We start from the raw sequence: 6,658 nt of genomic DNA on the forward strand, positions 1-6,658 counted from the left end.
AATCAGATACTCCTTGTATATTCTATTTGTTAATTTTGGCCAAACGCCTCACACGGCGCACCCTGGTGGACTTCTTAGGGCCTCGTCGTCTTGGCGTATGTTCTTTTCTATAAGTTGCAATTTCCTCAAGTAATTTTTCATAATCCCTCTCGAATAATAGCTCACTTATCTGTTTATTCAAATCTGTTGCATCAATTCTCGTTTCCGGTATGAAAGGTTCCTTCCCTTCAGCCTTTGCTGCCCTTTTTATTCGTGTTATTTCAGCCTTTGTAAGTGGAAGCTTTGTCCATTCAATCAGCGTCTTTCTGACAAATGCCTTACTCTTTCCATTATACTTTGGCATCTTATACATTTCCTGAAGGGCTGCCAGCTCTGGTCGCCATAAAAGCTCCAGCTTTCGGTTTAGCCTCATCTTTTTGTTAAGCTCAGGCCTTCTTAGGAAATAAAAATCGCACTGATTTTCCACTTCATCTACAGTAATTATTCCCCAATGCTCAGGGATATGCTCTCCCACATGATTAGCATGGCTACTTCCAACCACCACTATATTGTAATCGAAATATTTATCGTAGTCCTTTATCTGACTTTCCAGACGTGTGTAGGTATCAGCATCAGATTTAATTTCGATACCCACGAGGGCTCCTGTAATCACCATAATTACATCAGCCCTTGAGCTTCCCATCATCTTTTCTTCGATTATCCTGGTTTTGCCATACTCCCCCTCAAGATAATCAAACAAAGGCTCTCGTATGTCTTTATCTTTAAGCATGTCTACTCCATAGAATCTATCTTTGCAATGATATCATCTGCTGACTCGCCACCATTTTCAAAGCCATCCACAGCAAGCTTTGTATCGATATATTTGTTGATTGTTTCATCATATTCTTCCTGACTTGAAAGCTCTTCTTCATTTACTTCCCAGTAAGAAATGATTGGTTTTCCATTTTCATCAAAGCTATCCTCTGCCCATACATCAAATGGTCTGCAGGAACCATAGGCAAGCTGAATAAAAAAGCCATCCTTTATAGCCACCACATAATCATTTAATGATGAAGCTGCCACAATGTTTTCGTGGGCGATAAGGTTATTCTTTCCTTTGATATATTTAATCCCCTCTATCTGACTTGAAAAAATATTCACAGTAGGATTTGTAAATGTAGCAATTGCAAGCTGATTGTTCATAGTAGTATAAACAAGCTCTGGCACATCGTCCTCGTCTACGTAAATAAGGGAATATTTGTGCTCCATTTCGTCATTTTCGCATTCCTCAATTAAGGTCTTATAGGCCTCCTGCCAGCTTTCAAATTCTGAAGCCTCGGCATCGCCCTCCTTCATATAATTTGCACCGGCGCTTTCTCCAGTTTCAAAGGCTGCCTTGTATTCCTCGGAATAGCCGTAGTTCTCAACCACCTCTATTTTTACATCATCATAATTTTCTTCTTCCTCTGTAGCTGCTTCCTCTACCTCCTCAGAACCACCTAAAAGAGATTTTGGTCCATTGTCTCTAGCCTGCTCCAAGCCGCATGCCATACATAAGCTTCCCACAGATAATACTAATAATAATGATAATAATTTCTTTTTCATATTGCCTCCTTAATTTTGCTCAATAACCATTATACTAGATTTATGAAAAAAAATCGCAGCCTAAATTAATAGACCGCGATTTCTCTATGCTTGCTTTTATTTACTTTAAGGCTTTTTTATTCTTCTTGCTGTAACAAAGCCTGCTGCAACTACGGCACCTGTTGCGATTATGCCAATAATAATTCCAAGAGGTGATGAAGTAGCCTTCTCATCTATAGCTTTAGGCACCTGGTCCTCCTCTACCTGTACCTCATCTGAAGCTACATCAATGTTGTCTTCCACTGTAAGCTCTTCTGCTTCTGTGATATCTTCTGTAATTTCTTCTGCTACCGTCTCTTCGGTAGTAGCTACTTCTGTCTCTGTTTTATTTGCTGTGTTTTCAGCCTTATTGCTGCTAGCAACCTTCTTTGTAGCCTTTGGCTGTGAAGTTGACTGCTTGATAGCATTTGCTAAAGGTGTAGCAGCATCTACTATTGTTGTTGTTTCTCCTGCTGCAACCGCTTGGTTACCAGCTTTAGAGCTAGCTGGTGTGCTTGAGCTTCCACCGGAAGGCTGTGTGCTACCACTACCAGCTCCTGGATTAACTGATGGCTTGCCAGGCTTTGGCTGTTCTGGTTCTGGCTGCTCTGGTTCTGGCTGCTCTGGTTCTGGCTGCTCTGGTTCTGGCTTTGGCTCATAGCCCTTTACGTAAACAGCATCTAATATTCCTTCATTTGTAGGATGAACAGTCTCCATAAAGCCATCGGCATCAAATGTAAGCTTGTCTAAGCAAACCTCTCTGTGATATCCAAATCCACCTGATACCTGACCAAGAGGAGTCATAAATCTGTGGTAGCAAATATACCAATCATCTGTGCCTGGTACATTAAGTATAGAATGATGTCCTGTGCCGAGGATATCCTTATCCACATCCTTTTGAAGGAGCATTCCTCTGTAGTTTACCTTACCGCCAAGCTTGTCGCTGGTTCCGTAAGCCACTGAATAATTCTCACTTCCTGTATCATCACAAGACCATGTGTAGTGATACATTCCATCACGATAAATGATAATCAATGACTCTCTAAATCCATTTAATCCAGATACATTTGCCATTGTAGATGAGTCAATGCTAATCATATCATCATTAAGCTTTACAATAGCTGCATTGCCATTACCAAATGAAAGATAGCTTGTGCCATCCTTGTCAGTAAATACTGATGGGTCGATTGCCTGTCCCATGCTAATGCCAGCAGCCTTACAGGTCTTAATAGAAATAAGTGGTTTATCTGCTACAGTAAATGGACCTGTTGGGCTATCTGCATAAGCTACACCGATAGCCTTTGCATTAGTCTCTGTGTCATTTCCACAGAAATAGAAATAGTATTTGCCATTCTTTTCTTCTATTGTAGGTGCCCATGCGCTACCATCTGACCAAGGTACTGCTGCAATCTCAACACCCTTTTCGTTAACTGCCTTCTCATCTGCATCCTGCTTAAGGTCTAGGATAACACCTTCATCCTGCCAGTCTACCAGATTGTCTGATGAGAATACATGGAACTGATATCCGCTCCAGCCTGAGAAGCCATCTGTTGTAGGATAGATGTAATACTTACCATTAAAGCAATCGATATCAGGATCTGCAAACTGTCCGCCTAGTAATGGATTGTTAGAAAGGATGAATTTAAGAGTGTATTCAATTACCTCTCCATCATATTCCACCTTAAGCTTTGCATCCTTTGACAGGTCATAGGCTGCCTCTGTTTCTACTATTCTTGCTCCATCAATCAAATCAAAGTCAAGACCAGTTGTCTTAACCTCTCCCTTTGTATTGTTCTTGCTTACATAGCAGGTAACTGTTTTGCTTTCCTTATCAATCTTGCTTGCTACAAAGACTACATCCTTAGATGTAATACCCTTAAGTGGCTCAAGCTTGATATGGCAATTGTCGGCAATCTCCTTTTCAGATAATGCGCGATTATATACCTTTACATTGTCATAATATCCCTTTACATATGCGTCCCCTGAATAGAATGACTTTCCAAGATATGCCTGAAGGTTCTTGCCTAGGCCTGAAAGCTTTGTGCCTATTTTAGTCTCCCCTGAAAGAAGACCGTTGATGTAGATGTACATCTTATCCTTATCGAATACTACAGTGTAGTTGTTCCAGTTGTTTCTAATAGCAGCTGTCTGGGCAGTCACACCGCTTTCTGCCTGCCATGATGCGCTTGTTATTCCAAGATAGGTGTTAGTATTTCTTGCGCGTAAGAAGAAATATTTATTATTATCCTTTCCTATAGCAAAATTAAAGAAGTTGCCATCTACAGTGTCCGATTTCATATCAAATGAAATAGTGCATTTTTCTCTGCCATCAAACAGTCCTTCTGGAAGTGCTGCAAAGCTACCATTTCCATCTAGATAAAGTGCCTTTCCATCCTCGCCATCAGCAACAGTGGCGTTTCCATTTAGCTTTCCTATGTTTTGGTTTCCTGATACATCTGCTATGGTATCACCAGTTACATCTTCAAAATCGTATGTAAGGATTGGCTCAGCCTTTTCTTCTTCATCATTCGTATTTACGGTATTACCCCATTTAGCTAATAAGGCCTTGTACTCATCTTCGGTAATTCCCATGATACTTCCGTGGCGCTTTTTCAATGAACCAAAGTCGTATTCATCAGATGTATATAGTGTCCATGACTTTCCGCTTGTATCAGAAATGTCTGTAGTGGTAGTTGGGATATAGCCTCTTCCACCATAGTTATCCATATAAAGGCCGAAGGTCTTGCCATCATTAAGTGCAAAAAGCTCTGGGCCTTCTACAGTGCCACCTACAAACTTAACATTTGTATCCTTCTTATAGGCATCATAATTTTTCATGCCACCTTGGATTTCGTATATATTAGATAATCTGCTCCATTCCCCTAAGATGCTGTCGCTAGATTCTAATATAAGCTCACTTACCGAACCGCCGTTTGCATTTGTATCAGCAGATACTCTGTAATATTTACCATCATTTCCCTTTACGATAGATGTATCGATACAATGCTGCTTGTCGCCTCTATCTATAAATTTCTTAGCCGTCGTGAAATTTACAAAATCTCTTGTCTTTGAATAGTATGTAATCTGATAGTTCTTGTCCTTAGACATTGATGCCCAGAATACTACATACTCACCAGTCTTTTCATCATAGATTGCCTCTGGCGCCCACAAGCAGCCTACGTTTCCAAACTGTTCAAAGTCCTCTGTATTCATTCCCACATCAGCCAGTCTAGGCTTAGACCAGTTTACTAAATCATCTGATTCCCATACCAGCATTCTTAGGCTTCCTGCGTACTGAGCATTGCCCCAGCCTGTAGTCTGTACCTTAAGGTCTGTTGCTATCATATAGAAATGATCACCCTCTGCGCTTCTAAAGATGAATGGGTCTCTAATTCCCTTGTCACCTATCTCTGATGTAAGCACTGGCTCACCATCATTCAAATCCTCAAAATGAAGATTATCCTTGCCAGCTGCAAAATACATCTGCTCCTCAGAATTGCTTGGGAAGAAGGCAAACATATACTTTGTAAGCTTCTTTTCTTCGGCCTTAGGCGCAACTGTCACCTTAAACTCCTTTGTATATTCCTTATCATCTAATGAAATCTTTGCTGTGAGTGTAACCTCCTCTGTCTTATCTGTGCGATTAACTACACCTGCTGGCATATCATCATAGCCTTCCACCTTTACAGCCTTATCAGAGATGATTTCTGGTCTGCTACTGGTCCACTCCACCTTGGCTCCATAGCTGTTTTTGGTAGGAAGTGTAATGTTGCCTTTAATATTTTCTGTTTTAGCCAGTGTGATTTCCTCTGCCGCAAGCTTTGCCTTATCTTCATCCTTAACAATAAAGGAAGCCTCATCTGCTCTAAACTTCTCGCTTACCTGCTCATCAGTCATAGCACCGCTATAAATAGAGAATTCGTCTATATTTCCGTAGAAGTATTCTCCGCCACCCCAATTAGCCTTACCAATATAAAAGGCACTGTTATCCTGCAAAATATCAGTTAAAAGAGCATCGCTTTTTACAGTGTTTTGCTTTACACCGTCTACATAAAGAATGGTTTCATCCTTCTTAACTACAACAGTAACCATCTTCCAGCCTGATTTTGTATTTGTTTCATTTACTGCTGGTCTGTCACAATTGTCTACCTTGTAACGCTCCAATCTAAGAGAGCCGCTCTTATCAAGTATTCCAAGATAATGCTCGCTATGTAGATAATCTGGAGTTTCATTATTTCTCACTGCAAAGAAAGCCCAGCCAGCTCCAGATGTGCCAGCCTTACTATAGTAATTAATAGTTATCTCATCTAAACCTGTTAAAGGACTCTTTCCGTTCTTATCCTTTACAGTAAGATACGAGCCACCGCCAAAGGCTATTGACTTCATGAATCTAGATTCCTTATCAGTCTCAACATTGTTTCCAGATACAGTAGCTGTATAGTCCCCACTAGTAAGCCCTGCTTCTGTATTATCCATGGAAAAATGTAAAAGTCTTTTTACCTCTGTTTTTTCCTCTTCGGCCTCTGCTTCTTCGCTCTTTAGAAGCTCTTCTTCATCTGCTTCCTCTACCTCTTCCTCTACCTCTTCCTCACAAGCTTCTTCATTAATCTCTTCTGTCTCTTCTTCAACTTCCTCCTTTACCTCTTCCTTAATTTCTTCCTCATCATCAGTCTCCTCTGATGATTCATGTGCGTAGGCTTCCTCACTTACCTCTGGCTCATCTGCGTATGCCACTACCCCCGTCAGTGGTGACGCAGTGAAAACCATGGCTGTGGAAAGGAAGCCTGCCACAAATCTCTTCCCCCATTTTGATAACATCACTTCTCCTCTCCGCCCTGCTTAATAGCAGGACACATTTATTTCACAACTTAATTTGAATTTACAAAACAAACCATTTAAAGTAAATGCGATTTCTTACGAAAGAGTTTGAATAATTTACAAAAAAAGACCTGAGCCTAAGCCCCAATGTCATTAAGTTAACATTGCGGTGGAGGCTACGATGAAGAAAACGAGATTGAAGTGATATGCTTCAATCTCGTTTTTTCCTTTTTTAGAC

At 40.7% G+C, this 6,658-nt stretch carries 3 protein-coding genes; all 3 read right to left on the reverse strand.

Annotated elements, in window-relative coordinates:
• Positions 1-22: 22 nt before the first annotated feature.
• Positions 23-769: a sce7726 family protein gene (locus BM097_RS14105; RefSeq protein ID WP_090551602.1), complete on the reverse strand. Its 747-nt coding sequence runs from the start codon at positions 767-769 to the stop codon at positions 23-25.
• A 2-nt stretch (positions 770-771) separates the two neighbouring features.
• Entirely contained in the window at positions 772-1,584 is an 813-nt protein-coding gene (locus tag BM097_RS14110; protein ID WP_090551606.1) for a hypothetical protein, read from the reverse strand.
• 105 nt (positions 1,585-1,689) lie between these two features.
• Positions 1,690-6,420: a family 43 glycosylhydrolase gene (locus BM097_RS16430; protein ID WP_090551609.1), complete on the reverse strand. Its 4,731-nt coding sequence runs from the start codon at positions 6,418-6,420 to the stop codon at positions 1,690-1,692.
• Positions 6,421-6,658: the final 238 nt, after the last annotated feature.

The organism is Pseudobutyrivibrio sp. OR37 (genome assembly GCF_900113655.1).
Lineage (GTDB): Bacteria > Bacillota > Clostridia > Lachnospirales > Lachnospiraceae > Pseudobutyrivibrio.

Excerpts from the sequence above, each read along its gene's own strand:
- BM097_RS14105 (WP_090551602.1), bottom strand. The coding sequence starts at position 769 with ATGCTTAAAGATAAAGACATACGAGAGCCTTTGTTTGATTATCTTGAG.
- BM097_RS16430 (WP_090551609.1), bottom strand. The coding sequence starts at position 6,420 with ATGTTATCAAAATGGGGGAAGAGATTTGTGGCAGGCTTCCTTTCCACA.
- BM097_RS14110 (WP_090551606.1), bottom strand. The coding sequence starts at position 1,584 with ATGAAAAAGAAATTATTATCATTATTATTAGTATTATCTGTGGGAAGC.